Source organism: Marinobacter xestospongiae, from assembly GCF_023156385.1.
Lineage (GTDB): Bacteria > Pseudomonadota > Gammaproteobacteria > Pseudomonadales > Oleiphilaceae > Marinobacter > Marinobacter xestospongiae.
Genome location: NZ_JAKZAK010000007.1, coordinates 1 through 25,102, shown reverse-complemented (window position 1 = coordinate 25,102; position 25,102 = coordinate 1). Strand labels below are relative to the sequence as shown.

Annotated in this window: 23 protein-coding genes; 15 read left to right on the top strand and 8 right to left on the bottom strand. The window is 65.0% G+C overall.

What is annotated here, in order from left to right; translation table 11 throughout:
- The first annotated feature begins 19 nt into the window (after positions 1-19).
- Both MLD24_RS06620 and MLD24_RS06615 read left to right on the top strand, forming a co-directional pair.
- Complete coding sequence (locus MLD24_RS06620) at positions 20-2,020, top strand: ribonuclease R family protein (protein WP_248165461.1); 2,001 nt, start codon at positions 20-22, stop codon at positions 2,018-2,020.
- Positions 2,021-2,083: 63 nt separating this feature from the next.
- Positions 2,084-2,293: a hypothetical protein gene (locus MLD24_RS06615; protein WP_227173199.1), complete on the top strand. Its 210-nt coding sequence runs from the start codon at positions 2,084-2,086 to the stop codon at positions 2,291-2,293.
- Positions 2,294-2,300: 7 nt separating this feature from the next.
- Here MLD24_RS06615 and MLD24_RS06610 read toward each other — a convergent pair whose 3' ends face one another.
- The gene (locus MLD24_RS06610; protein WP_248165460.1) at positions 2,301-3,206 is read right to left on the bottom strand and encodes a 1-acylglycerol-3-phosphate O-acyltransferase, YihG family; all 906 of its coding nucleotides are present in this window, start codon (positions 3,204-3,206) and stop codon (positions 2,301-2,303) included.
- 219 nt (positions 3,207-3,425) lie between these two features.
- Here MLD24_RS06610 and MLD24_RS06605 point away from each other — a divergent pair, with 219 nt between their 5' ends.
- The 5 genes from MLD24_RS06605 (at position 3,426) to MLD24_RS06585 (ending at position 8,988) form a co-directional block, all read left to right on the top strand.
- Positions 3,426-4,577 carry an alpha/beta fold hydrolase gene (locus MLD24_RS06605; protein WP_248165459.1) on the top strand — a complete coding sequence of 384 codons (1,152 nt, stop codon included), beginning with the start codon at positions 3,426-3,428 and terminating at the stop codon, positions 4,575-4,577.
- A gap of 40 nt (positions 4,578-4,617) precedes the next feature.
- Positions 4,618-5,529, top strand: a complete 912-nt coding sequence (locus tag MLD24_RS06600) for a LysR family transcriptional regulator (protein WP_248165458.1) — start codon at positions 4,618-4,620, stop codon at positions 5,527-5,529.
- A gap of 153 nt (positions 5,530-5,682) precedes the next feature.
- Positions 5,683-6,903: a multidrug effflux MFS transporter gene (locus MLD24_RS06595; RefSeq protein ID WP_248165457.1), complete on the top strand. Its 1,221-nt coding sequence runs from the start codon at positions 5,683-5,685 to the stop codon at positions 6,901-6,903.
- 113 nt (positions 6,904-7,016) lie between these two features.
- Entirely contained in the window at positions 7,017-7,514 is a 498-nt protein-coding gene (tpx, locus tag MLD24_RS06590; protein WP_248165456.1) for a thiol peroxidase, read from the top strand.
- A gap of 142 nt (positions 7,515-7,656) precedes the next feature.
- The gene (locus MLD24_RS06585) at positions 7,657-8,988 is read left to right on the top strand and encodes an MATE family efflux transporter (RefSeq protein WP_227173193.1); all 1,332 of its coding nucleotides are present in this window, start codon (positions 7,657-7,659) and stop codon (positions 8,986-8,988) included.
- Between the two features lie 7 nt (positions 8,989-8,995).
- Here MLD24_RS06585 and MLD24_RS06580 read toward each other — a convergent pair whose 3' ends face one another.
- On the bottom strand, positions 8,996-9,427 hold the full coding sequence (locus MLD24_RS06580; protein WP_227173192.1) for a thioesterase family protein: 432 nt from the start codon (positions 9,425-9,427) through the stop codon (positions 8,996-8,998).
- A gap of 186 nt (positions 9,428-9,613) precedes the next feature.
- On the opposite strand from MLD24_RS06580, the gene MLD24_RS06575 reads away from it, so the two are divergent.
- Both MLD24_RS06575 and MLD24_RS06570 read left to right on the top strand, forming a co-directional pair.
- A complete protein-coding gene (locus MLD24_RS06575; RefSeq protein WP_248165455.1) occupies positions 9,614-11,263 on the top strand; it encodes an MBL fold metallo-hydrolase in 1,650 nt (549 codons plus the stop codon).
- Between the two features lie 134 nt (positions 11,264-11,397).
- A complete protein-coding gene (locus tag MLD24_RS06570; protein WP_248165454.1) occupies positions 11,398-12,909 on the top strand; it encodes a succinylglutamate desuccinylase/aspartoacylase family protein in 1,512 nt (503 codons plus the stop codon).
- A gap of 14 nt (positions 12,910-12,923) precedes the next feature.
- Here MLD24_RS06570 and MLD24_RS06565 read toward each other — a convergent pair whose 3' ends face one another.
- The gene (locus MLD24_RS06565) at positions 12,924-14,090 is read right to left on the bottom strand and encodes a MalY/PatB family protein (protein ID WP_248165745.1); all 1,167 of its coding nucleotides are present in this window, start codon (positions 14,088-14,090) and stop codon (positions 12,924-12,926) included.
- A gap of 249 nt (positions 14,091-14,339) precedes the next feature.
- On the opposite strand from MLD24_RS06565, the gene MLD24_RS06560 reads away from it, so the two are divergent.
- The 4 genes from MLD24_RS06560 to MLD24_RS06545 all read left to right on the top strand — a co-directional run bounded on the left by MLD24_RS06560 (position 14,340) and on the right by MLD24_RS06545 (position 19,268).
- Positions 14,340-15,227 carry an AEC family transporter gene (locus MLD24_RS06560; protein WP_227173188.1) on the top strand — a complete coding sequence of 296 codons (888 nt, stop codon included), beginning with the start codon at positions 14,340-14,342 and terminating at the stop codon, positions 15,225-15,227.
- Positions 15,228-15,353: 126 nt separating this feature from the next.
- Entirely contained in the window at positions 15,354-15,731 is a 378-nt protein-coding gene (locus MLD24_RS06555) for a DUF4398 domain-containing protein (protein WP_227173187.1), read from the top strand.
- Between the two features lie 23 nt (positions 15,732-15,754).
- A complete protein-coding gene (locus tag MLD24_RS06550) occupies positions 15,755-16,585 on the top strand; it encodes an OmpA family protein (protein WP_227173186.1) in 831 nt (276 codons plus the stop codon).
- A gap of 175 nt (positions 16,586-16,760) precedes the next feature.
- On the top strand, positions 16,761-19,268 hold the full coding sequence (locus tag MLD24_RS06545) for an acyl-CoA dehydrogenase (protein ID WP_248165453.1): 2,508 nt from the start codon (positions 16,761-16,763) through the stop codon (positions 19,266-19,268).
- A 6-nt stretch (positions 19,269-19,274) separates the two neighbouring features.
- On the opposite strand, the gene MLD24_RS06540 is transcribed toward MLD24_RS06545, so the two are convergent.
- Positions 19,275-19,748, bottom strand: coding sequence for a hypothetical protein (locus tag MLD24_RS06540; RefSeq protein WP_248165452.1), 474 nt, complete (start codon positions 19,746-19,748; stop codon positions 19,275-19,277).
- A 5-nt stretch (positions 19,749-19,753) separates the two neighbouring features.
- Positions 19,754-20,692 (bottom strand): LysR family transcriptional regulator, encoded by a 939-nt coding sequence (locus tag MLD24_RS06535; protein ID WP_248165451.1) that lies wholly within the window; start codon positions 20,690-20,692, stop codon positions 19,754-19,756.
- 135 nt (positions 20,693-20,827) lie between these two features.
- Here MLD24_RS06535 and MLD24_RS06530 point away from each other — a divergent pair, with 135 nt between their 5' ends.
- Positions 20,828-21,727, top strand: a complete 900-nt coding sequence (locus MLD24_RS06530; RefSeq protein WP_227173182.1) for a DMT family transporter — start codon at positions 20,828-20,830, stop codon at positions 21,725-21,727.
- 71 nt (positions 21,728-21,798) lie between these two features.
- On the opposite strand, the gene MLD24_RS06525 is transcribed toward MLD24_RS06530, so the two are convergent.
- A complete protein-coding gene (locus MLD24_RS06525; RefSeq protein WP_248165450.1) occupies positions 21,799-22,431 on the bottom strand; it encodes a MarC family protein in 633 nt (210 codons plus the stop codon).
- 72 nt (positions 22,432-22,503) lie between these two features.
- Positions 22,504-23,367, bottom strand: a complete 864-nt coding sequence (locus MLD24_RS06520) for a DMT family transporter (protein ID WP_248165449.1) — start codon at positions 23,365-23,367, stop codon at positions 22,504-22,506.
- A 104-nt stretch (positions 23,368-23,471) separates the two neighbouring features.
- Here MLD24_RS06520 and MLD24_RS06515 point away from each other — a divergent pair, with 104 nt between their 5' ends.
- The gene (locus MLD24_RS06515; protein ID WP_248165448.1) at positions 23,472-24,383 is read left to right on the top strand and encodes a helix-turn-helix domain-containing protein; all 912 of its coding nucleotides are present in this window, start codon (positions 23,472-23,474) and stop codon (positions 24,381-24,383) included.
- A 6-nt stretch (positions 24,384-24,389) separates the two neighbouring features.
- Here the strand turns inward: MLD24_RS06515 and MLD24_RS06510 are convergent, their stop codons facing one another.
- Positions 24,390-24,950, bottom strand: coding sequence for a gamma-glutamylcyclotransferase (locus MLD24_RS06510; RefSeq protein WP_248165446.1), 561 nt, complete (start codon positions 24,948-24,950; stop codon positions 24,390-24,392).
- Positions 24,951-25,102: the final 152 nt, after the last annotated feature.

The following is a 25,102-nucleotide window of genomic DNA, read 5'->3' as shown; positions in this document are numbered from 1 at the left end:
CCAGCCAGGTATACCCCCAATGCTCAATGCCGATGCGCTCACCCAGTTGCGCCAGCTCAAGACCGATATCAAGCAGAACAAGGTTGTCTTTCCCGGCACCGTCAAAGCCACCAACGGCCGCTTCGGCTTTGTTGCCCTGGACGAAGGCCGGGACCTGTTCCTGCCGCCGGAAGAGATGCAGAAGGTGCTGCCGGGTGACCGCATCAATGTCACCGAGACCCAGGACGACAAGGGCAAGACCCAGGGTGCGGTGGACGAACTGCTGTCCGGCGGGCTGACCACGTTTGTCGGCCGCTACCTGGTCAAGGGCAAGGGCCACTTTGTGGTGCCGGAAACCCCGGGCATCAATCGCTGGATCTTCATCCCGCCCAAGGAGCGCAAAGGCGCCCAGCCGGACGACTACATCTACTGTCGCATCCACAAGCATCCGATCAAGGATGGCAAAGGTCAGGCCAAGGTTCTGCGGATCATCGGCCAGGCCGGCGATCCGGGACTGGAACGGGCATTCACCCTGGCCAGCTTTGATCTGGACGATGCCTGGCCCCAGGCCGTCGAACAACAGGCCGAGGCGCTGGACGAGCAGGCGGTGGAAGCCCAGACCGGTGACCGCGAAGACCTGACCGCGCAGCCTTACGTCACCATCGACAGCCCCAGCACCCAGGATATGGACGACGCCCTGATGGCGGAAGCCAACGCCACCGGCTGGACCGTGTCCGTCGCCATTGCCGATCCCACCGCGTTGATTGCGGCGGGCAGCCCGGCGGAGCTCGAAGCCCGTAGCCGTGCCACTGCGATCTATTTCCCTGGCGAACCGCGCCCCATGTTCCCGGATGCCATCAGCACTCGCCTGTGCTCACTGATGCCCGACAGCCGCCGGCTGGCGCTGGTGTGTGATCTGCAGGTCAACAACGACGGCAGCGTCAGCGACTACCGTTTCCGTCAGGCGGTGATCCGTTCCCACGGCAAGCTCAGCTACGAGCTGGTGGCACAGGTACTTGAAGGCCGCGAAAGTGACGATACCCGGGCCCTCGCCGACGGCGTCGCCACCAGCCTGGACCAGCTCCACCAGGCCGCCACTGCACTGCGGCGCTGGCGCGAAGAACACGCCCTGCTCAGCAGCGACCGGCCGGAATTCCGCCTGCGCCTGGACGAACACAAGCGCATCCGCCAGATCGAGCCGGCCCTGCAGACCGAAGCCCATCGTCTGGTGGAGGAATGCATGGTCGCCGCCAACCGCTGCGCCGCCGACTTCCTCAGCCAGCAGGACAGCGGTCTGTTCATCACCCACCCCGGCCTGCGGGAAGACCGTCTGGACAATGTTCGCACCCTGTTGGGCAACTTCGCCCCCGCACTGGCGGATCTGGACCCGGCCAAGGCCGAGGATTTCCGTACGCTGATGCAGCGCAGCGAAGGGCTAGACGCCGAGGTTCCGGTCAAGGCCATCGTTGCCCGCCAGCTGGCCCGGGTGGAGCTGTCGTTCCAGCCGGCGCCACACCAGGGCATGGGCCTGTCGGCCTACACCACCTTCACCTCACCGCTGCGCAAGTACAGCGACTTCCACGTTCACCGCCTGATCAAGGCGGCGTTGTGGCAGCAGCCGGCCCCGGCCCTCGACGCCGACCAGCTCGATGCCCTGCAGCGCAGCCAGATCACCGCCCGCCAGGCCGCCAACAGCCTGGAGAACTGGCTCAAGTGCGAGTTCGCACCCAGCCTGGGTGACGCCGAACTCAGTGGCACCATTGTCCGTACCATTCCCGCCGGCTTCTTTGTGCGCCTGGACAGCAACGGTCTGGAGGGCTTTGTCAGTTGCAAGGGTCTGGAGGGCAAGTACAGCTTTGATCCGGTGACCCTGCGTCTGGTGCACAACAAGAACGGCCGCACCTTCCAGCTGGAACAGCCGGTCACGGTGGCCCTCGCCGAGGTAGACCTGACCCGCAAGCAGATCCTGTTCCGTCTGGTGGAAACGGCCGCGACCGACACCACCGAGGCAGCTGCCGAGTCCACCGGCACCAACGCTTGAAATCCAGCGGGGCCAGGCGCATCGTAAGAGTAGAAGTGAGCACACCAGACGAGGTGATCCACGATGCCCATGAGCCCCGATGAATTTCTGCGCAAGTACGGTTTCGACAAGGATGAGGAAGAGCGTGACCACAGCCTGCGCCACAACGCAATGGAGCACGCCAAGCATCTGAAGCGCCCCCACGCCGGTACCCCGTTTGACTGGGAGGACTGGGAACGCTTCAAGCAGGACCACCCGGATGAGGTGGAAGAGGACGACGACCGGCGGGACTGAGGGCAACTCAGTCCCCGCTGCGGTCTCCCAATAGCTCTGCCAGACGGCGGTCCTTGGCCTGCCACAGGCCCGCCAGCCAGTCTTTGACGTTGCGACGGTGCTCGGCGTCGTTGGCGTAGTCACGCCCCTTGAGTTCCGCGGGAATCTCCACGGTCTCCACTTCCAGAGTGATCGACGGCACCCTTCCGCAGAGGAAATCCCAGAACGTCGGTGCCCCGCCGGGGTAGGCGATGGTCACGTTTACCAGCGTCTGCATCGCATCGCCCATGGCATCCAGCACAAAGGCGACCCCGCCGGCCTTGGGCGTCAGCAGATTCTGGTAGGAGGATTTCTGGCGCTGATGTTTGGCAGGGGTGAAGCGGGTGCCCTCAACAAAGTTCATCACACTCACCGGGGTGTAGCGGAATTTCTCACAGGCCGCCCGGGTGGCACGCAGGTCCTCGCCACGCTTTTCCGGGTGTTTGATCAGGTACTCCCGGGAATAGCGCTTCATGAACGGGAAATCCAGGCCCCACCAGGCCAGGCCGATCACCGGCACCCAGATCAGCTCCTTCTTGAGGAAAAACTTCAGAAACGGTGCCTGGCGGTTGAACACCCGCTGCATGGCCAGGATGTCCACCCAGCTCTGATGGTTGCACAGTACCAGGTACCAGCCTTCACGCTGCAGCTGATCGGCACCGCTGATGCGCCAGTCGGTGGCGTGGGTCAGCTTCATCCAGCCGGTGTTGCAGGCGACCCAGGATTCCGATATCCAGATGATCAGGCGGGTACAGAGCACCCGGAAACCGTGGATCGGCACAATCAGTTTCAACACCGCGGGAATGTAGAGCAGCAGACACCAGAACAGGGTGTTGAGTCCCAGCAGCAGGGCATTGATAACGCCGATTACCGGGGCAGGCAAAAAGCTGAGCATGGGTGAGAATCCGTGTTGTTGTTGATGTTGGGAGCCGCCGTGCGGATCGCCGCCGGACTCCATCTCCGGCGCGCATGATAACAACGCCGGCAGGGCTTGGGCAGTGCTGGCCCAAGGTGACTGATGTGCCCGAGGCCGGAGACACTTGTGCCATGGCGCCCCGACGCCACCCTCCTATACTCGGCGATTACCACGATTCACGCGCCAACGGACCCGAGCATGCCAAACCTGATCCAGTCCACCCTCAAGCGGGCCGCCGGCCTGGGCCGCCAGTCCGCCCTCTATGCCGGCAACGCCTTTGACCGGGTATTCCGCGCCGCCAGCCTGGTGCAGGCCGGACAGACACCGTTCCAGACCCTGCACAGCGACGGCCTGGTCAGCCTGCGCTACTACCCGCCGCTGACCGAAGACCACATCGAACTCGGCGACCGGACCATCGAGGTCAATCACCAGTCACACCGGACACCGATCGTGATTGTGCCGCCACTGGCGGTCAACATGCTGATCTACGACCTGTTTCCCCAACGCAGCCTGGTCCGCTTCCTGCGCGCCAAGGGGTTTGAGGTGTACCTGATCGACTGGGGTGTGCCCACCCGTGAGCACAGCCACTACAACATGCACACCTATGTCGCGGAACTGCTGCCGGAGTACCTCAACCGGGTGCGCCAGCACAGCGGCGAGCAGGAACTGTCGCTGCACGGCTGGAGCATGGGCGGCATGTTCACCCTGTTCTACTCGGCCCTCAGCCGCGACCAGCACATCCGCAACGCCATTGTGCTGGGCTCGCCCATCGACAGCCACGCCTCCGGCCTGATGGGGCTGCTGTACCAGCGCATCTCCAGCGTCGCCGAGGTGGTCCGCAGCCGCACCGGCTTCCGGCTCCATGACCTCCAGCCACACTGGTTCCACACCCCGGGCTGGGCCAACACCATCGGCTTCAAGCTTACCAACCCCATCGGCAGCGTCATGGGTTACTGGGAGCTGGTGGTGCGCCTCGGCGATCGCGAGTTTGTCAGCAACCATGCCACGACCTCCGCCTTCCTCGACCGCATGGTGGCCTACCCCGGCGGCATCATCCAGGACACGGTGGTGCGGATCTGGATCGACAACCAGCTGTCCCGGGGGGAGATCCAGATCGGCGACGACGTCGCCCGCCTGGAGAACGTCAGCGCAAACCTGCTGGCAATCGCCGGTGACAGCGACACCCTGGCCACCCCCGGCGCCGCCAAGCGGGTCATGGACCACGTCAGCTCCACCGACAAGAGCTTCCGGGTGATACCCGGCGGCCACATGGGCATCCTCGCCGGCAGCAAGGCTCCGTCCAGTAGCTGGCTGGACATGGCGGAATGGCTGGCGCAGCGCTCGAACTGACACCTTCAGCGCCGGTCGCTTTTCCCCTACACTGGGACTCATGAATCCCATCGATACATTAAACCTGGATGCCCGCAGTCTGCGGGTGTTCATCGCCGTGCTGGATGAAGGCAGTGTCTCGCGGGCCGCGGTACGGCTGGGCCTCAGCCAGTCGGCGGTGAGCCATACCCTGGAGCGGCTGCGTCAGGTGCTGGGGGACCCGCTGTTCGTCAAGTCCGGCAGGGGCATCGCTCCTACCCGCTACGCCCTGCGGGTGGGGCCCAACGTGCGACAGATCCTCGACGATCTGCAGGCGCTGGCCTCCGGACCGCCCTTCGAGCCGGGCCAGGCTGAGTTCACCTTTACCATTGCCGCCAACGACTACCAGCGCGACCTGCTGCTGCCCCCCCTGGCCGCAGCGCTGCGTACCGCAGCGCCGGGCATTCACCTGCAGGTGATCCCCTCCGGCATCCCCAGTGCCGACATGCTGCGCAAGGATGTCTGCGACCTGATCATCTCGCCCCACCCACCGTCGGCCAGCGACATCATCCAGCGCCGGCTGCTGGATGATCGCATGGTGATGTTCTACGACGCCCGGCGCCGTCAGCCTCCCGCCACCCTGGCGGAATACCTGCAGGCCCACCACATCGGTATCTTCTTCGGCGCCGGCGAACGCACCGCCCTGGAAGGCTCCCTCACCGCTCGGGGGCTGGAACGCAAGGTGGACGTCACGGTGTCGAACTTTTCCGGCTTGCCGGCCTTTCTGCAAGACAGCGAGCTGATTGCCACCGCCCCCAGCCGCATGGCGAACCAGTTGCTGAAGCCGTTCGCCACCGCCCCCCTGCCTTTCGACTACAAGCCGTTCTCCCTGCTGATGCTGTGGCACCAGCGCAACCAGGATGACCCGGCCCATCGCTGGCTGCGGCAGCAACTGGTCGCGGTAGCCGAGCCACTGGCGCGCCAGCATCCCTGAGAGGCCTCAAACCAACTGATCGATTTTGTTCATAGGTGATATGCAGCCAGCGGTCGTTATCTTGCTACGCCGGGGCGTTAGACTGTGGCCTCATCGACCCAATGACGGTTCCGGTCGCCCTGGCGTCACCCCAACTTGCTATTCAGGATACCCATGCTCGCACTTACCAGCGTCTGGACCACCGTGCTGCTGGCCGCCGCCGTGGCCCTCGGCCCCCTGGCCACCGATATGTACCTGCCCGCGCTGCCCGCCCTCGGGGAGGCCATGGCGGCGGGTACCGATCAGGTCCAGCTCACCCTCAGCGTGTACATGGCCGGCTTTGCCCTGGCCCAGTTGCTGTGTGGCCCGCTGGCGGACCGGTTCGGTCGCAAACCGGTGATGATTGCCGGCTTCGTGCTGTTCGCCGGCGCCAGCCTGGGCTGTGCCCTGGCCACCAACATCGAGACCCTGACCCTGTGCCGCTTCCTCCAGGCCCTGGGCGGTTCCACCGGCCCGGTGCTGGGTCGTGCCGCCATTCGAGACATCTACGCTCCCCGGGACGCCGCCCGCATCATGGCACTGCTGGCCAGCATCATGGCGCTGGCACCGGCCATTGCTCCCACCCTCGGTGGCCTGATGCTCGACACCCTGGGCTGGGCCTCCATCTTCCTCGCCCTGGCCGGTTATGCCCTGGTGATGACGGTGGTGGTGGCCTTCGGCATCCCCGAACCGATGAAAGCGGAATACCGCCAACCGTTGCGACTGAGCAGCCTCTGGCACAACTATCGCAGCATCGCCTCGGACATCAGCTTCCTCGGCTATACCCTGACCAATGCTCTGGTGTTCTCCGGCCTGTTCGCATTCCTGTCCGGGTCCTCGTTCGTGCTGATCGACTTCCTGGAGGTGTCGCCACGGCACTTCGGCCTGTTCTTCGCCTTCATGGTGGCCGGCTACATCACCGGCAACCTGACCGCCATGCGCCTGAGCCATCGTCTGGTGCCGGACCAGCTGCTGCTGCGGGGGCTCGGGATCGCCGTCGCCGGCGGTTCGCTGATGGCCGGCTTGGCGATGGCGGAAGTGTTCAACGTCTGGGCGGTGATCATCCCCCAGGCCATCTTCATGACCGGGGTGGGCATGGTGTTGCCCCAGACCATGGCCGGAGCGCTGGCCAACTTCCCCCGTATGGCGGGATCGGCGTCCGCCCTGTTCGGTTTCGTACAGATGACGGTGGCCGCCTGCGTCGGTGCCCTGGTCGGCCATCTCCACACCGGTACCTCGCTGGTGATGGCCTCGATCATCGCCATCGCGGCGCTGGCGGCCCTGGTGGTGTACCTGTTGCTGGTGCAGCGATTCCCCGCCCCCGGTTTCGAGCCGACAGCGGAAGCCCAGGGCTGAGGCCGCACAAACTGACCAGCAGGGGTGACGAACCGGCGGCGATGGGCTACAAGTAAGGGAGTCTCAGCCAACGGCCCCGCGCGGGGTCACCACTCAGCTACAGGGAGCCTCCCATGAGCGACGTAACACTGGACGGCAATCCGCTGGACATCAGCGGCAGTTTCCCCGCCCCGGGCGATACCGGGCCCGATTTCACCCTCACCAGCCAGGGCCTGGAGGAGGTCAAGCTGGACGCCTACGCCGGCCAGCGCAAGGTCCTGAACATCGTCCCCAGTCTCGACACCGGCGTCTGCGCCGCCTCCACCCGCAAGTTCAATGAAAAAGCCAGCGGCCTGAACAACACCGTGGTGCTGGTGGTCTCTGCCGACCTGCCCTTTGCCGCCGCCCGCTTCTGCGGTGCCGAGGGGCTGAAGGATGTGATTACCCTGTCCACCTTCCGCAACTACAGCTTCCAGCAGGATTACGGTGTGGCGATCCAGAACGGTCCGCTGGCCGGGCTCTGCGCCCGTGCGGTGGTGGTGCTGGATGAGCACAACAAGGTGCTGCACAGCGAACTGGTGTCAGAGATCAAGAACGAGCCGGATTACGACGCCGCCCTCAAGGCGTTGTGATACCCCGTCCCTGCCGGCCATCAGTCGGCAGGGACGCCACCCACCCGTACCTGGCAAACGCCGCCCCGCCGGATTCGGCATTTGGCGTTTCGCTCCCTATAATGGCCCCTTTCTTAATGCCACCGGCCGTACTCCCGTGACCATGCCCTCCAACGCAAGTCTGCCCCGACAGCTGTTCTCCATGACCTGGCCGATGCTGTTCGGCGTACTGTCGCTGATGACGTTCCAGCTGGTGGACAGCGCCTTCATCGGCCAGCTCGGTCGTGATCCTCTGGCGGCCCTGGGCTTCACTCTGCCGATGCAGCAGCTGGTCATCGGCCTGCAGGTGGGGCTGGGGATTGCCACCACCGCCATCATCTCCCGCACCCTGGGGGCCGGCGACGAGGCCCGGGCCCAGCGCCTGGGTGGTCTGGTGGTGGTGGTCGGTGCAGTGATGGTGCTGGCGCTGTGCCTGGCCCTGTGGCTGGTACGAAACCCGATCATGACGCTGCTGGGGGCCGACGCCCACCTGCTGCCACTGATCCGTGATTACTGGCTGCCCTGGCTGCTGTCCGCCTGGCTGGGGGCCATGCTGTACTTCGGCTACAGCGTCTGCCGTTCCCACGGCAACACCAAGCTGCCCGGCATCATGATGATGGTCACCAGCCTGCTCAACATCGCCCTCGATCCGCTGTTCATTTTCGTGTTCGGCTGGGGCCTGCCGGGTGCGGCTTTGGCCACGGTCACCGCCTTTGCCATCGGCTGCCTGGCCATCTACCCCCGGTTGTTGAGCCAGGGCTGGCTGAGGTTCGACCTCGCCGGTCTGTCGCTGCCCAACGCCCTGCGCCAGCTCGGCGGGATCATGGCCCCGGCGATGGTGAGCCAGTTGATGCCGCCGCTGGCCGCCATGCTGGCCACCGCCCTGGTCGCCGGGTTTGGCGCCTCCGCGGTGGCGGCCTGGGGGCTGGGCACGCGGCTGGAGTTTTTCTCCATCGTGGTGGTGCTGGCGCTGACCATGTCGATGCCGCCGATGATCGGCCGACTGCTGGGCGCCGGTGACCTCGAGCAGATCCGGCGCCTGGTGCGGCTGGCGGTGCGCTTTGTGGTGGTGTGGCAGTTGGTGATCGGGGTGCTGTGGCTGGCCGCCTCGGGGCTGGTGTCACAACTGTTCAGCAGCGATACCAGCGTGCAGACGGTACTGCAGAGCTATCTGGTACGGGTGCCGCTCAGCTACGCCGGCCTGGGCATCTGCATGCTGATGGTGTCGGTGTGCAACGCCCTGGGGCTGGCGATGCGGGCGCTGCTGGTGTCCACCCTGCGCCTGTTCCTGTGCTTCCTGCCGCTGCTGTGGCTGGGCGGTCAGCTGGCGGGCATCACCGGCCTGATGACCGGGGCTCTGGCAGGCAACCTGCTGGCGGGGCTGATGGCCTATCAGTTCTACCGCGCCGGGCTGAACGCCCTGACGGCCCGCACCGCCGGCTCAGCGGCCACCTGATAGCGGACTAGAGAGCGGTAAAGCGGGATCGGAACCAGGCCGGCATCGGCGTGACCTGACGCTCGCCATAGTCGAAGAAGACAAACCCGTACTTGGCCAGGGCCACCGCCTCGCCGCCTTCCCGCTTGCTGACCCGGAACACAATGTCGCCACCGTAGCGGTTGAAGTCCATCATCCCGACCTCGAACCGCAGCATCTCCGGAAAGAACGACTCGGCCTGGTACATGGTCGCCAGGTCAGTCACGATGATGCCCACTTCCTGGTTGTCGGTTTCTTCAATGCCGTGGTGGGCCAGAAACTGGGCCCGGGCCTCCGACAGCATGGAAATCAGGGCGTCGTTGCCCAGGTGACGGGCACCATTGATGTCGGTGATGCGCACCGGCATGGCGGTCTCAAAGCTGAATACGTCGTCGGGAAACTCTAGCTGGATACGGGCCACGGCCATCCTCGTCGCTTGCTCGGGAAAGACATCATCATACCCTGCCCCCTACCCGGGTTCACCCTGCCCACCCCGATGATGGTTGTGGTAAAACAGGGACCGGGAGTCAATCAGAAGCTCCCCATAACAAAAGTAACAAAAGCTGTGCCGCTCCGGTTCGGACGGCAAAAAGATAGAGAGAGCCCCATGGATATTCGACCGGCCGCCACCCTGGCGCTGCTCAGGGATGGCCCCACAGGCCTGGAAGTCCTGTTGTTGCAACGCAGCTGGGATGCCGCCTTCCTGCCCGGCTATTACGTTTTTCCCGGGGGCGCGGTGGATGACAGCGACCGCGCCGACCACCATCATCTGGGTAACCACACCCCGGGAGGCTACGACGACACCGCCATCAACCAGACCATGAGCCTGGACGGCGGCGGCGCCGATTACCTGATCGCGGCCATTCGCGAAAGTTTCGAGGAGGCCGGCGTACTGCTGGCCACCGACCGCCAGGGCCAGCCGCTGACGACCGACCGCTACCAGCAGGCCCTAAGCCGGCGCCAGGCAGTCTGCCGCGGTGAGCTGGATTTTGCCCGACTGTGCCAGGACCTGGCGTTGTCACTGCCCCTGGACCGCCTGGCCTACCTGAGCCACTGGGTGACCCCGGCCGGGGCGCCACGGCGCTTCGATACCCGTTTCTTCCTGGCCCGGGCACCGGCGCAGGCGGCCCGGCACGACGGTGCTGAAACCATCGACCACCTCTGGCTCGACCCTCACCAGGCACTGGCCGACCATCGCCGGGGCGACCGGCTGTTCAGCGCCCCCACCCTCAAGACCCTGCGGGAACTGTGCGCCTTTGCCAGCGCCGACGACGCCATCGCCTACGCCCGCGCCAACCCACCGGCCGCCAGCAACGACCGTGCCTGGCCCGCCCGCAAGGGCGACCGCACCATCATGGTGGAAAGCGGTACCCCGGCCTACGATCAGGTTCGCAAGCTGGACCCGGGCCGCCTGGGCCACGCTTCGGCCACCATCGAGCCGGGTGAGCTGGTGGCCATCGGCGACGGTGTCTATCGCCTGACCGCCGGCAACCCCAGCGTCATGACCGGGCCGGGAACCAACAGTTACCTGCTGGGCCAGCCGGGGGACTACACGGTGATTGATCCGGGCCCGGTCCAGGACGACCACCTGGAGCGGCTGCTGGCGGTGACCGACGGCCAGATCCGTCAGGTGCTGGTGACCCACACCCACCTTGACCATTCCCCCGCCGCGAAGGTGCTGCACGAGCGCACCGGCGCCCGCCTGGTGGGCTACCCGGCACCTGCCGGTGCCAGCCAGGACGCCGGTTTCCAGCCCCAGTGGCAGCCCCGTGACGGCGACCAGCTGGCCACCGGCGCCGGCCCACTGAAAGTGCTACACACCCCGGGCCACGCCTCCAACCACCTGTGCTATCTGCTGGAGTCGCAGGGCCTGCTGTTCTCCGGCGACCACATCATGCAGGGGTCGACGGTGGTGATTAACCCCCCCGACGGCGACATGAAAGCCTACCTGACGTCCCTGGCCCGTCTGCTGGAGGAGGATCTGGCCTACATCGCTCCGGGCCACGGTTTCCTGATGGGCAACCCGGCGTTGGTGATCGATTTCCTCACCACTCACCGCCTCAGTCGTGAACATAAGGTCATCCAGGCGCTGCACCATCATGGCCCCGGCACCCTCAAGGCACTGACACCCCATGCCTACGACGATGTGCCCGCGGCCATCCACGGCCTGGCCGCACGCTCGCTGCTGGCGCATCTGGAGAAACTGGTGGCCGACGGCCGGGTACAGCAGCAGGGAGAGATCTGGCAGCTGCGCTAGCCGCGATCACCGGGCAGTGCCGCCGTTACCATTCTGTTAGCCCCATACCCAGTGTCATGGGGCTTCACTATGCTAGGAAAGCTGAGATCCGGATCACCCAACCCATCGACTTTCCAGGAGCACGTCGTCACACCATGACCCGACACCCGCTGCTACCGCTGCTGTCCTTCACCTGGCTGAGCCTGGCCGCGCTGGCGCCAGCCAGTTTGCATGCCGAAACCACCGGCGGCCCGGACGAAACCCTCGAAGTGGAGGACATCGCCGAGGACGAGAATGTAACCGACATCGAGCAGTCACAGCCGCTGGCCTCAGCTCCCAAGGCAGACGCTGAACCGGAGGCGGAAACCGATGCCCCTCAGGCAGACGCAACGGCCACGCCGGCCGGGACCGGCGACGCCTCATCCGACGCCCAGAGCGAGAATGGCAACACCAGCAGCAAGGTGATTGCCCCCAACATCGACCTCAAGGAAGTAGCGCCACCGCCGGAAGTGCAACCGCCGGCCCCGGAGGCGGAAACCGCCCCGGCGACCGCCACCGGCGACACCGGGGAAGCCAAAACGGCCACCGATGCTGACCAGCCAGCCGAAACTGCCACCCCCGATACCGCCACGGTGGAGCCGGAGACGCCGGCCGCCGAGCCAGAGCCAGAGCCAGAACCGGAACCGGCCCAGGCCACCAGCCTCACCCTGCTCAACGCCGAGGTGTTGCCCGGCACCTCCACCCGCCTGGCCTGGGCACCGGGCATCCAGATTGCCGGCCTGTCCCAGCCCACGCCGGTGCTGGTGGTCAACGGCGCCAACCCGGGCCCCAACCTGTGCCTGACCGGCGCCATCCATGGCGATGAGCTCAATGGCATCGAGATCGTCCGCCGCACCGTCTATGACCTTGACCCGGAGTCCCTGTCAGGCCGGGTGATCGGCATTCCCATCGTCAACCTGCAGGGCTTCCAACGCGGCACCCGCTACCTGCCGGACCGTCGCGACCTCAACCGGCACTTTCCCGGCAGCACCGACGGCAGCCTGGCGGACCGCATTGCTCATTCGCTGTTCAACCAGGTGATTCGTCACTGCGACATGCTGGTGGATATTCACACCGGCTCCCTGCGCCGCACCAACCTGCCACAGCTGCGGGCAGACATGAACAACCCCGACGTGGCGGACTTCACCCGCGGCTTTGATCGCATGGCGGTGGTGCACTCCTCAGGTTCCGACGGCATGCTGCGCACCGCCGCCGTGGACGCCGGTATCAAGGCGGTGACGCTGGAAGCGGGGGAATCCCTGCGTATCCAGGAACACCAGATCAACGCTGGTGTGCACAGCCTCAACAGCCTGATGGAAAAACAGGGCATGGTGTCGCGGATGTTTGTCTGGGGTGAGCCTGAACCGGTGTACTACAACTCATTCTGGGTGCGGGCGGAGCACGGCGGCATCCTGTTCAGCGATGTGGAGCTGGGGGACACCATCAGCCAGGGCCAGGTACTGGGTTACGTCGCCGACCCCATCACCAACGCCCAGCACCCGATCCGTGCGCCGCGGGATGGCCGGGTGATCGGCATGGCGGTTGATCAGGTGGTGATGGCAGGCTTTGCCGCCTACCACATCGGCGCCGAGGCCCAGACCCCGGAATCCGCCGAACTGGCGGACTAGTCTCCGGTCAGGTTCTAAGACGCCAGCGCCGCCGCCAGCTGGTCCAGGGCCTGGTCCAGCTGGGCCCAGGAGGTGCCCAGGTTCAGCCGCATGAAGCCGCTGCCGGCGGCACCAAAACTGCGGCCCGGGTTCAGGCCCAGACCGGCCTGGTGAATGAAGAAGCGCTTCAGGCCCGCATCATCCAGCCCCAGATCCCGACAATCCAGCCAACTGAGGTAAGTTCCCTGTGGACAGTGGGCGGTGATGCCCGGCACCGCCGCCAACCGCTCACAGACCCGGTCACGATTGCCCTGCAGGTAGCCCAGCAGGGCATCGAGCCAGGGCCCGCCATGGCGATACCCCGCCTCGAATGCAGTGGCACTGAACGGGTTGCAGTGGCGAACATGGAGGCGGTCGAACTCCCGCGCCAGCGCCTGGCGGCGGTCACGATCCGGCACCACCAGCGCCGACAGCCCCAGCCCGGGAATGTTGAAGGATTTGCTCGGAGCCACCGCCGTCGCCAGGGCATCCTCCGCTCCCGCCCGCAATGCCAGCGGGGTATGGCGATGGCTGTCCGGGAACACCAGATCGGCATGGATCTCATCGGCCAGCACCACCAACTGGTGACGCCGGGCGATCGCCAGGATGGCGTCCAGCTCCTCCGGTTGCCATACCCGCCCCACCGGGTTGTGGGGGGAGCAAAGCAGGAGCAGCCGGGCGTCAGCGGCACAGTGCTCCAGGTGCGCCAGATCCAGCTGGTAGCAACCGTCCTGAAGCTGCAACGGGTTTTCCAGCACCCGCCGACCGGTCTGCTCAATGGCACTGTAGAACGGCGGATACACCGGTGGCTGGATAATCACCCCCTCACCCGGCCCGGCAAAGGCCAGGCAGGCGGCGTGCAGGGAGGGCACCACCCCGGGCACCAGCACAATCGACTCCCGCTCGATAGACCACTGGTGGCGCTCCCGGAACCAGTCCATCATCGCCTGGTAAAGACTCTCCGGGAACATCGAGTAGCCATACACCGGGTGCTCTGCCCGTTGCGCCAGTGCCCGGGTGATCGCCGCCGGGGTGGCGAAATCCATGTCCGCCACCCACAGCGGAATCACCTGGTCGGTACCAAACACCGCCTTGCGGGCGTCGTACTTGACCGCGCCACTGCCGGCACGGGGTACCACGGAATCGAACGTGGCGGTGGACACGCCGTTGGCATCCTGCGTCATTCTCTTGGTCACTCTCGGTGTCTCCCCCTGTTTCCCCTCAGTATCACCTTCTGCGCCACGATGTAGCTCCTGTAGCCAGCATCTCCTGTGGCCTGGATCTGCTGACACCTTACCACGCAGCGACTTCGACCTTGGTGGCAGGTCGCCATCTCCAGGCTTGCCCGTCCCGGCAACAGTTGCGAAGCTAAGAGTTTTCCCTACAACACCAACAATTAACGGTAGTACTCCATGCTCACCCAGATTCTTGCCACCCTGTTGCCGGTGTTCCTGATCACCGGTTGCGGCACGCTCTATGGCCGCTTTCGCAGCACCGACATCCAGGGCATCAACACCCTCAACATGGAGCTATTCGTGCCCATGCTGGTGTTCGCGGTTCTGGCGGATCAGCAGGCACCGTTACAGGACTATGGCTGGCTGGCACTGGCCGGCACGGTGGTGGTGCTGGGCTCGGGGTTGCTGCTGTGGCCGCTGTGCCGGGTACTGGGGCTGAGCCCCAAAACCTTCCTGCCGCCGATGATGTTCAACAACTCCGGCAATATGGGCATCCCAGTGATGGTACTGGCGTTTGGTGAGGCCGCGCTGCCGGCCGCCGTGGTGCTGTTCATCGTCGAGATGCTGCTGCACTTTACCGTCGGCCTGCACATGCTCAACCCTCACGAGCCGCTGCGCAAACTGCTGAAGATTCCGGTGGTGCTGGCCAGCATCGCCGGCCTGGCGGTGAACTTCAGCGGCCTGGCGCTGCCGTCCTGGATGCTCGAATCCCTCAACATGCTGGGCGGCGTGTGCATTCCGCTGATGCTGTTCACCCTCGGCATCCGCATGCTGGATGTTGACTTCTCGGACTGGAAACTGGGACTGGTGGGCGCAATCGCCTGCCCCGCCAGCGGCCTGATCCTGGCCTGGCCGCTGATCGAGATGATGACCCTGCCGGGACTGCAGATCGCCACCCTGTGGGTGTTCGCCGCGCTGCCCCCGGCGGTGCTCAATTACATGGTGGCAGAACAGTACCGTCAGGAGCCCCACCGGGTCGCCTCGCTGGTGCTGATCGGCAACCTCGGCAGCCTCGCGGTCATGCCCATCACCCTGGGGCTGGTGTTCAGCGCGGGTCTGCTATAACCGGGCATTACAAACACGGGCTGCTATAGTAGAAAGACCCGTCATCCTGTTCAGTCCGTCGTCGCCGCGCTGCGGTGACGGCGAGTGGTGGTCACGGTTCCTTACATCGCAACAAGGAGTCGCCCCATGAACGCCTACCGAACTCTCAGGCCCGCGGCCTTTGCACTGGGCTGCACTGTCGTCCTTGCCGGCTGTGCGGGTCCCGGGCCCCGTCCGGATTCCGAACTGCTGTCCGCCGCCTCGGCGATCGAACAGGCCGAGGCCTCCCAGGCCCGCCAGTACGAGCCGGTGCTGCTCAACCAGGCCCAGAACAAGATCGCCGATGCTCGCGAACTGCTGGACCGGGAAGAGCATGATCGCGCCCGCCGCCTGCTGCATCAGGCCGAAGTCGATGCCCAGCTCGCCGGCGCCCGCTCGGAAACCGCCAAGGCCCGCCAGGCGGTGGATGAGATCAACCGCAACATCGAGTCCCTGCGGACCCAGATGAACGAGGCTGCTCAGTAGGCACCGGAACAGGAGATCCAACCATGACGTTACGTACTCTGATCACCAGCGCCACTCTCGGTGCCCTGGTGCTGCTGACCGGCTGTGCCGGCGCGCCCAAGCAGAACCCCGTGGTCGACGAGGCGCAGATTCTCTACGACCAGATCAAGAACGACCCGGCGGTGGCCCGCAGCGCGTCCACCCAGCTTCGCAGTGCCCGCAAAAACCTGGAGGAGGCCCAGGCCCTGTTGGAGGATGACGCCGACACCTCCAGCGTTGAACACCGCGCCTACCTGGCCCTGCGCCATGCCGAGATCGCCCGGGAACAGGGCCTGCGTTCGGAGCTGGAGGCGGAAGTGGCCAATGCCGAGGAACGCCGCAAACAGCTGGAGCTGCAACGCAAGGAACTGGAGCTGGCACAGAAGCAGTCGGAATTGCAGCGCAGCGCCGAGGAAGCCGAAGCGCTGCGGCGGCGAATGGAAGCCATGCAGGCCGAACAGACCGAGCGCGGTATGGTGTTGACCCTGGGCGATGTATTGTTCGATGTGGGCAAGGCCGACCTGAAACCGGCAGCGGAACGCACCATCGACCGGCTGGCGGAATTTATGCGAGCCTATCCCGAACGCCGGGTGCTGATTGAGGGCTACACCGACAGTACCGGCGACGAGGGCTTCAACCAGCGGCTGTCGGAGAACCGGGCCGGCTCGGTGCGGGATGCCCTGGCAGCCAATGGCGTGAGCCCGGGCCGCATTGATACCCGCGGCTTCGGCGAGGCCTACCCCAAGGCCAGCAACGACAACGCCAGCGGCCGCCAGCAGAACCGCCGGGTCGAAATCGTCATCTCCGACGAACAGGGCAACATCCAGACCCGCTGAGCCCGACCGCAGCCTGTCACGCCTCCGTCACGGGTCAATCAAGGAGTGACAAAAAAGTGATTAAAGGAGTGGTAAAGAAAGGATGACAGGCTGCAAGCAAGCCCTGCCAAACTGAGACGATCGGCCGAATGAACGACAACGTGGCTGTGCGACAACCCGAAGAAGGAGATTCCGGATGAGCATTGTGCTGTTGCTGTTAAGCATCCTGGTACTGGTTTACCTCGGCGTCGGAGGTACCACCGCCGCCGTGGTGATGAGCGTGGCAACCCTGGTGGGGGTGATCTGCGATCACTGGCACCTGCTCAGCATCCTGCTGGGGGGTGGCCTGCTGGCGCTGAGTCTGGTGGTGCTGTTCCCCGGGGACCAGCGCCGTGACCGCATCAGCCGGCCGCTGCTGTGCTGGGTCCGCAGCAGGTTGCCGAAGCTTTCGGACACCGAAGCCGAAGCGCTGAAATCCGGCACCGTGGACTGGGATGGCGAACTGTTCTCCGGCCGGCCCGACTGGTCAAAGCTGCTCGATGCCCAGCCCGGCCATCTCAGTGAAGAGGAACAGGCCTTCCTCGACGGCCCGGTGGAAGAGCTCTGCGCCATGCTCAATGACTGGTCCATCACCCACGAAGACTATGACCTGCCGGCACCGGTGTGGAAGTTCATCCGCGCCAACGGATTCTTCGGGCTGATGATCCCACGGGAACACGGCGGCAAGGGCTTTTCCCACACCGCCCACTCCGAAATCGTGATGAAGATCTCCACCCGCAGTGTGTCCGCCGCCGTCACCGTGATGGTGCCCAACTCCCTCGGCCCCGGCGAACTGCTGATGGAATACGGTACCGAGCAGCAGCAGGCCCATTACCTGCCGCGCCTGGCCAGCGGCAAGGACATCCCCTGCTTTGCCCTCACCTCACCGGTGGCCGGCTCCGATGCCGGCGCCATTCCCGACAAGGGCATTGTCTGCAGGGGGCAGTGGAACGGCGAGGAAGTGCTGGGACTGAAAGTCACCTGGAACAAGCGCTACATCACCCTGGCGCCGGTGGCGACGCTGATCGGGCTGGCCATCAAGGTTTACGATCCGGAGCGTCTGCTGGAAGGCGACGAAGAAATCGGTGTCACCTGCGTGCTGGTGCCCAAGGATCTGGACGGCGTTAACGCCGGCGCCCGCCATCTGCCCATGAACACGGTGTTCATGAACGGGCCGACCTGGGGCAACGACGTCTTCATTCCCATGGACCAGATCATCGGCGGCCAGGCAATGCTGGGCCGGGGCTGGACCATGCTGCTGGAGTGTCTCTCCATCGGCCGATCCATCTCACTGCCCGCCCTGGGCACCGGGGCAGGCAAGGTGGCCTGCCTGGCCACCGGCTCCTACGCCCTGGTGCGGGAACAGTTCGGTCGCTCCATCAGCCAGTTTGAAGGGGTCCAGGAAGCCCTGGAGCCGATTGCCGGGTACAGCTACATGATGGACGCCGCCCGTCGTCTCACCGCCGGCATGCTGGACCGGGGGGTACGGCCATCGGTACCGTCGGCGGTGCTGAAGTACCGCAACACCGACCTGATGCGGGAGGTGATCAACCACGCCATGGACGTGGTGGCCGGTCGTGGCGTCATCACCGGTCCCCGCAACTTCCTGGCCCGCGCCTATCAGGCGGTGCCCATTGGCATCACCGTTGAGGGCGCCAACATCCTCACCCGCAGCCTGATGATTTTCGGCCAGGGCGCCATCCGCTGCCATCCCTACATTGTCGAGGAGATCGAGGCCGCCGGTCTGGACGACCAGCAGCAGGCAGTCCGCAACTTCGACGGCGTGTTCTATCGCCACATTGCCCACACCACCCGCAATGCCCTGCGGGCGTTCGTCTCGGCGCTGACCTGGGGTCGCCTGGAGTCTGTCCCCAGCCAGGGCGACATCCAGCCCTGCTACCGACAGCTGGTGCGGTTCTCGGCGGCTTTTGCGCTGCTGACCGACGTCACCCTGCTCAGCGTTGGCGGCGGTCTGAAAGCCCGCCAGCGGCTGTCCGGAAGGATGGCGGACTGCCTGGTGCAGCTGTACTACGCCTCCGCGATCATCAAGCAGTGGCACGAAGAGGGCTACCCGCCGGACCAGCGCCCGCTGGTGGCCTGGGGCCTGAAAACCTGCCTGCGGGACCTCCAGCGGCAGATGCACGAACTGATCCGCAACTACCCGGTACCGCTGCTGCGCTGGCCCCTGCGGTTGCTGGTGTTCCCCCTCGGTACCATCGGCAACAAGGGGCCGGAGGACGAACTCGGCACCGACGTTGCCGCCAGCATTGTCCGGGACACCCCATTGCGGCAGCGGCTCGCACAGGGCTGCTACGTCAATGACAACCCGGAGGACCCACTGGGCCGGGTGCTCAACGCCTATCGCCTGGCCAACGAAACCCACGACATGCGTGAACGCCTGCACACCGCCATTCGCGGCCGCAACGAGGATGAGCTGGATGCCATTGCGCTGTTGATGGGGCACCAGCGCAAGGAACTGGTGGACTGGGCACTGGCCCAGAACATCATCCGCGAAGACGAGCAGACGTTGTTGCTGGAGGCGCTGGAAGCGCTCTACGACGTGATTCGGGTGGATGCCTTCGACGCCGAGGGCATCAAGAAACTGGCCCGCTGCGCCAAGGGCAAGCGACAGGTGGTGGAACGGCCACCACGGGAAGAGGAATAGCGCGGTCTACCGATCCACCACCCGGAGGATCTTCCGGGTATCCCGCAACACAATGTAGATACGGTCCTCCACCGCCACCCGCTGGTGGTGGTCATCCAGATCCAGAACGTAGCCGCCCCGGTAGAGGTGATCCGGCAGGCTGTCACCGGCCTCCGGGGGCGGCTCCAGCGTCCAGCCCCGGGCATCCGAACCGCCGGGCGCGGCCTTCTGGAGCCCGGGCGGCAGACTGGGCGCCGGGGGCGCCAGCCCCGGTTGCAGGGCCAGGGCGGGCAACGACAGCAACAGCAACAGTGGGCAAACCAGGCAGTGGCGCAAATGGGGTGGCATGGTGACCTCCGGCAGGCCAGAATTCGGAAAGGCCTCAAGGTAGCAGGTTGCCGCCATCGCCACGGTTACCGTGCGGTAAAGCTCCGGTAATGATCGTTCCAGCTCGCTGAAAAACCGCAGAAAGCCCGGCGCCACCAATGCCAGCGGCAGCATGACGGTCACCGCAGACCGTCGGCCTCGGCCTGTTCCACCAGCCAGCGCCGTAGGGTCTGGATACCCAGCTCCCGCCGCCGGCTGGTCTTCCAGGCAAAGTGGAAACGGTCGCCAGTGATGACGTGGTGGCAGGGCAGCCGCACAAAATCGTCGGCATCCTCCAGGGTGCTGAGCATGTAGTCGTTGGTGAGGACGATGCCCTGGTGGTAACGGGCAGCCTCCAGGGCCAGCAGCATGTGGCTGAAATGCTGTATCCGGGCGTTGTCGGGAATGCCCATACCGGCGACTTCGTACCAGGCCTGCCAGTCGCCGGCCTGGCGGTTGAAGATGGTTTGCGTCGACAGCAGCGGAAAGGCCGCCAGCTGTTCTGGAGCCAGACCCTCGCGGTCCTCGCCGGCTTGCCGGTCCAGCCCCAGTTGCCGGCAGATCCGTTGCCAGTAGTCGCTGCTGCACACCGGAAACAGCCGCTCCTTGTAAAGCAGTTCGTAGCTGAACGCCGATGATGAGGTATCAATGGTGATGAAGCAGTCCGCCACCCGGTCGGACAGCTGCGGGTTCTGGATCGTCATCTCCAGCGCCAGGTCCAGTTGCGGCTGGGCCCGCTGCAGATCCGGCAACCGCGGAATCAGCCAGCGCACCGCAAAGGAGCTGAAGCAGGCCAGCCGCAGCCGTGATTCCTCCCGTCCCAGCATCTGTTCACTGGCCCGTTCAATCTGCAACAACGCCGATCCCACGGCCTCCAGGTACTGTTTGCCATCCTCGGTCAGGGTCAACTGACGGCCACTGCGCAGGAACAGCTTCTCCCCCAGATACGTCTCCAGCTGTTTGATCTGGTGACTGACGGCGCTCTGGCTCACCGCCAGCTCCTCCGCGGCCAGTGAAAAACTGTTGAGTCGGGCGACGGCTTCGAACACCGGCAGGGCTTTGAGGGGAGGAAGCTTCATTATCTAAAAACCTAATACCAGATCAATAAACATCATTTTATCCAATGATAGCCCCACCCTACACTGTCTCCCTCAGCACTTCGAGCGTCACCGCACTCAGAGGCTCACCCGCCACCCCATCATGGAGGAACGATCATGTCCGGAAAGACCGTCAGCAGTGCCATCTTGCTCCTGGTCATCGGCAACGCCCTGGCTCTGATTTCCGACGTTTTCATCAAGCTGCTGGAGCCCGGCGCGCCGGTTTTCCAGTTCGCGTTCCTGCGTTGTGCGCTGACCCTGCTGTTCCTGCTGCCGCTGTGGAAGCAGATCAACCACCGCAAACTGTTTGAAGGCGGGCGGGCGCATTTTGTCCGCGCCCATATCCACCTCGGCGGCATCCTCTGCATGATCGTGGCCCTCGGCGCCCTGCCCCTGGCCACCGCCAATGCCATCTTCTACGCCGCGCCGGTGCTGGTTATGGTGCTGTCGGTGCTGGTATTCCGGGAGCAGCTGACCGCCCTGAGCGTGGTTGCGGTGATCAGCGGATTTCTCGGCATCATCGTTATCCTGCGGCCGATGGAGTTCAACTGGGGCGCTATCGCGGCCCTGGGGTCTGCCGCCGCCCTTGCCATCAACGCGCTGATGGTGCGCAAGCTGCCCAGCGACCAGAGCACGGTCCACAAGCTGTTCCTGACCTACCTGATGGTGTTGCCGGCCATTGCGGTGCTGACGCTGGTGGAAGGTGCCGAGTGGGATCCTTCCATCCTGGTCAGTGCCCTGGGGTCGTCACTGTTTATCCTTGGCTACAACGTCACCGTGCTGCTGGCGTACAAGCAGGTGGACGCCAACCAGGTCACCAGTGCCGAGTACACCGGGCTGATCTGGGCGGTGGCGATTGGCTGGATCTGGTTCGGCGAGGTACCGGACGCCTGGTTCGTGCTGGGCAGCACGATGATCGTGGTGCCCCTGATCCTGATCGGCCTGCAGCATCGCCGCAAGGCCAGGGCCGAGAGCCACTACATCGCCGACAGTGAGTATCACGGCGCGTCCGGCTGAGCACCGGGGCTATAGGCCCCTGCGGGGATGGCTAACGGATGATGGAAAGTCGGTGAGGGGTAACTGGTCGGCTAGACCAGCCCCGCCGATTTGATAAAGCCGGCGATGCCGGTCAGCACGATTTCCGCCGCCATGGCGGACAGAATCAGACCACTGACCTTGGACAGGATGTTGAGACCGGTCTTGCCCAGCATCCGCTCCAGGTAGCCGGACAGGTAAAGCAACAGCGCCAGCAACAGCAGGCCCGTCACCAGGGCCAGCACACCACCCACCACTTCCGGCACCGATTTCAGTTCCGCGCCGTACACCAGAATGGCACCGATGGTGGCCGGACCGATCATCACCGGAATCGCCATCGGCACCACCGCGATGTCGTCGCGGTCTTCCTGGGGCAACCCGGTGGCGTGGTTGCGGGTACCGCTATTGACCAGGCTGATCGCGGTCAGGAACAGCAGCGAGCCGGCACCAATACGGAACGAGTTCAGAGTAATGCCAATGGCATTGAACAGCACCGGGCCGGCGAAAAACAGGATAAGCCCCAATACCAGCGCCGCCACGGTGGCCCGCCGGATGATAGAGTTCTTCTCAGCCGCGGGCTGGCCCCGGGTCAACGCCAGGAACATGGTCACCACGAAGAACGGCGCCAGCAGGAAGACGAATCGAACAGTACTGCTCAGGTAGGTCGAGAAGAACTCGGCAAACATCGGTCGGGTTACCTTCAGGTTAAAGCGTGCATGCTACTGGCTTGCCTGTCGTCTGTCCGTACGCACCTGAACCTACGGGGATTTACGGAACAGCACCCAATTACCCAGCAGCGCCAGGGCGGCGCCGGCGATGGCCGGAGTGGTCCATTCGAAGCCTTCCAGCCAGGTCGACACCGACAACGCCACCACCGGGAACAGCACGGTGGCATAGCCTGCCTTGTCCGCCCCCAGGGTCTGTATCACGGTAATGTAGCAGTAGAACGCCACGATCGACCCGGGAATCGCCAGGAAGGCCGTCGCCCCCCAGAAGGTGGTGGAGGTCGGTACAACCCACTCCACCCCCTGCACCAGGCACCAACCGCCCAGAAACACCGCGCCGTAGACCATCGCCCAGGCATTGCCCGGCAGCAGCGGCACCTCCGCCATCCGCACCTTGACGCTGATCAGGTTGCCGAGGGAGAACCAGAAGGTTCCGGCCATGGCAAACAGCAGGCTCGACAGGGTGGCGTTGCCCAGGCTGAGGTCATGCCAGAACAACAGCGCCACCCCGGTCACACCCAGCGCCACCGCCGGATACAGTCGCCGGGTCGGTCGCAGGCGCAGGATCACCCAGCCGTTGAAGGCGTTGAACAGCGCCGCCAGGGAAAACACCACCGCCAGCAGACCGCTGGTCATGGTCTCCGCCGCCCGGTAGATCAGCAGAAAGTTGATGCTGTACAAGGTCAGCCCCTGCAGCACCAGCCAGCCATGCTGCCGCAGGCTCAGGCGCGGCAGCCGGCGCAACAGCGCCAGTACCCCCAGGGCCACCACCGACGCCATCACGAATCGATAGAACACCGCCAGGTCAACGGCAGCGGTTTCCACCTGAAGACGGATCGCGGTCCAGGTCAGACCCCAGATCAACACAGTCAAACCATAATGCAGGGCGATGGGCATAGGCAGGCACTCCTAACGGCTAATCCGCCAGTCTACGACCGCCGATATCCCCGGGGCTTGTCAGATCCTGCGGTTCCGTGGATGATTCTTGCGGAGGCTCCGCTATGCAAGACCATTCCTGTTCCCCCCTGGCACCAGCCAGCTCCCGGCTCGACATTGTCGACGTCCTGCGTTCCGCCGGACTCGACCAGCAGCGTTTGCTGGAGCTGGACCGTGGCCAGACCCTGGCCCAGTGGCAGAACCGCAAGGGCCAGGTGCACTATGAACGGCCCCGCCATCACGTCCTCAGCATCTACACCAGCCACGGCGACCGGGCCAGCCGGCTGGTCAACGGCCACGCCGTGAGCCGGGGCTTCTCCGGCGCGGTGTGTCTGCTGCCGGCGGGCAGTCGCTCAACCTGGGGGATTTCGGGACAGTTCGAGTTTGTTCACCTGTACTTCAACGACCGGGACCTGGCCCAGTGCGCCGAACAGACCTGGGACTGCGAACCGGGTCACCTGCAGCTGCAGGAACGCTACCACGCCGAGGACCCGCTGCTGGCCCAGGCCGGCCAGCTGCTGGCGATGACCGACTGGCAGGCGCCCGGGCAGGCACTGGCGATGGAGCATCTGGCGCAATGGCTGTTGGTGCAGGTGGTCAGCCGCCACGCCATCGCCCCGCGCGCCACCCCAGAGGTGCGGGGACAGCTGTCGCGGCGTTACCGGCGGCTGTTGGAGGATCGTATCGATGCCGAGCTGGACCAGCCGCTGACGCTGGCCACCCTGGCCGGCTGGGTCAACCTCAGTCCCTATCACTTCGCCCGCCTGTTCCGGGCCACGTTCGGTTGCGCGCCCTATCAGTACATTCAGGAACAGCGGCTGCTGCGAGCGCGACGACTGCTGCAGGCACCGGGCAGCAAGATCACCGCGGTTGGGCTGGCCTGTGGATTTGGCGACCCCAGCCAGTTCAGCCGGGCGTTCCGCAAACGCTTTGGCGCCACGCCGTCACAGTACCGGATGGCGTCGGGGCGGGGCTGAAGGTACTCAGACCGCCGGCAACAGGCCAGCCAGAGTGAAAACGTGGGGATCGTCGTCCCCCAGTTGCCGCAGGGACGCGGCCAGGTTGAGCAGGTATTCGGCATTGGCGCCGCTGGGGCCATGAGCCGAGGCGATCTGGCGGGCAATCGCCTCATCGTCCGCCGGTCCCAGAAAGGCCGCGTTGTCCTCGGTGGCGATGTACACCAGGCTCTGCTCACGGGTGCCGTCGGCAAACGTCATCGGCGTCTGGAACCGCAGGTAGCCGTTCTTCTCCCGCACATCCAGCTGTTCAAACACCGCCGGGGCCACCCGGTAGCCCATGCCCAGGCAACGGGCGCCGGCCTGCGGTATCAGCGTGACCACCCGACCGGGTGCCTCCGGGGTACCCCGATGGTCATGGGAACCCTGCCAGAATCGCCGCACCCAGCCCTCGATATGGGCCGGCCGCCGCTCCAGGTACGGAAAATCCACCTTGTAGATCAGCGAGCCGTAGCCAAACAGCCACACCGACTCGACGCCGTCGAAGCAGAAACGCTGGCGATTGTGTGCTGTGGTATCAAAAGACATGGTAGCGCGCGTGTTGGCAGGATCAGGCCCACAAGCTTACCACAGGCGTAAAAAAGCCGGGGCAAAGCCCCGGCACAGACTGCTGACAAACCCCGGTTTTCCGGGGTTTGTTGCATTTGGTCGTTCTGTTTTCAGCCGACGGTCGCTTGAGT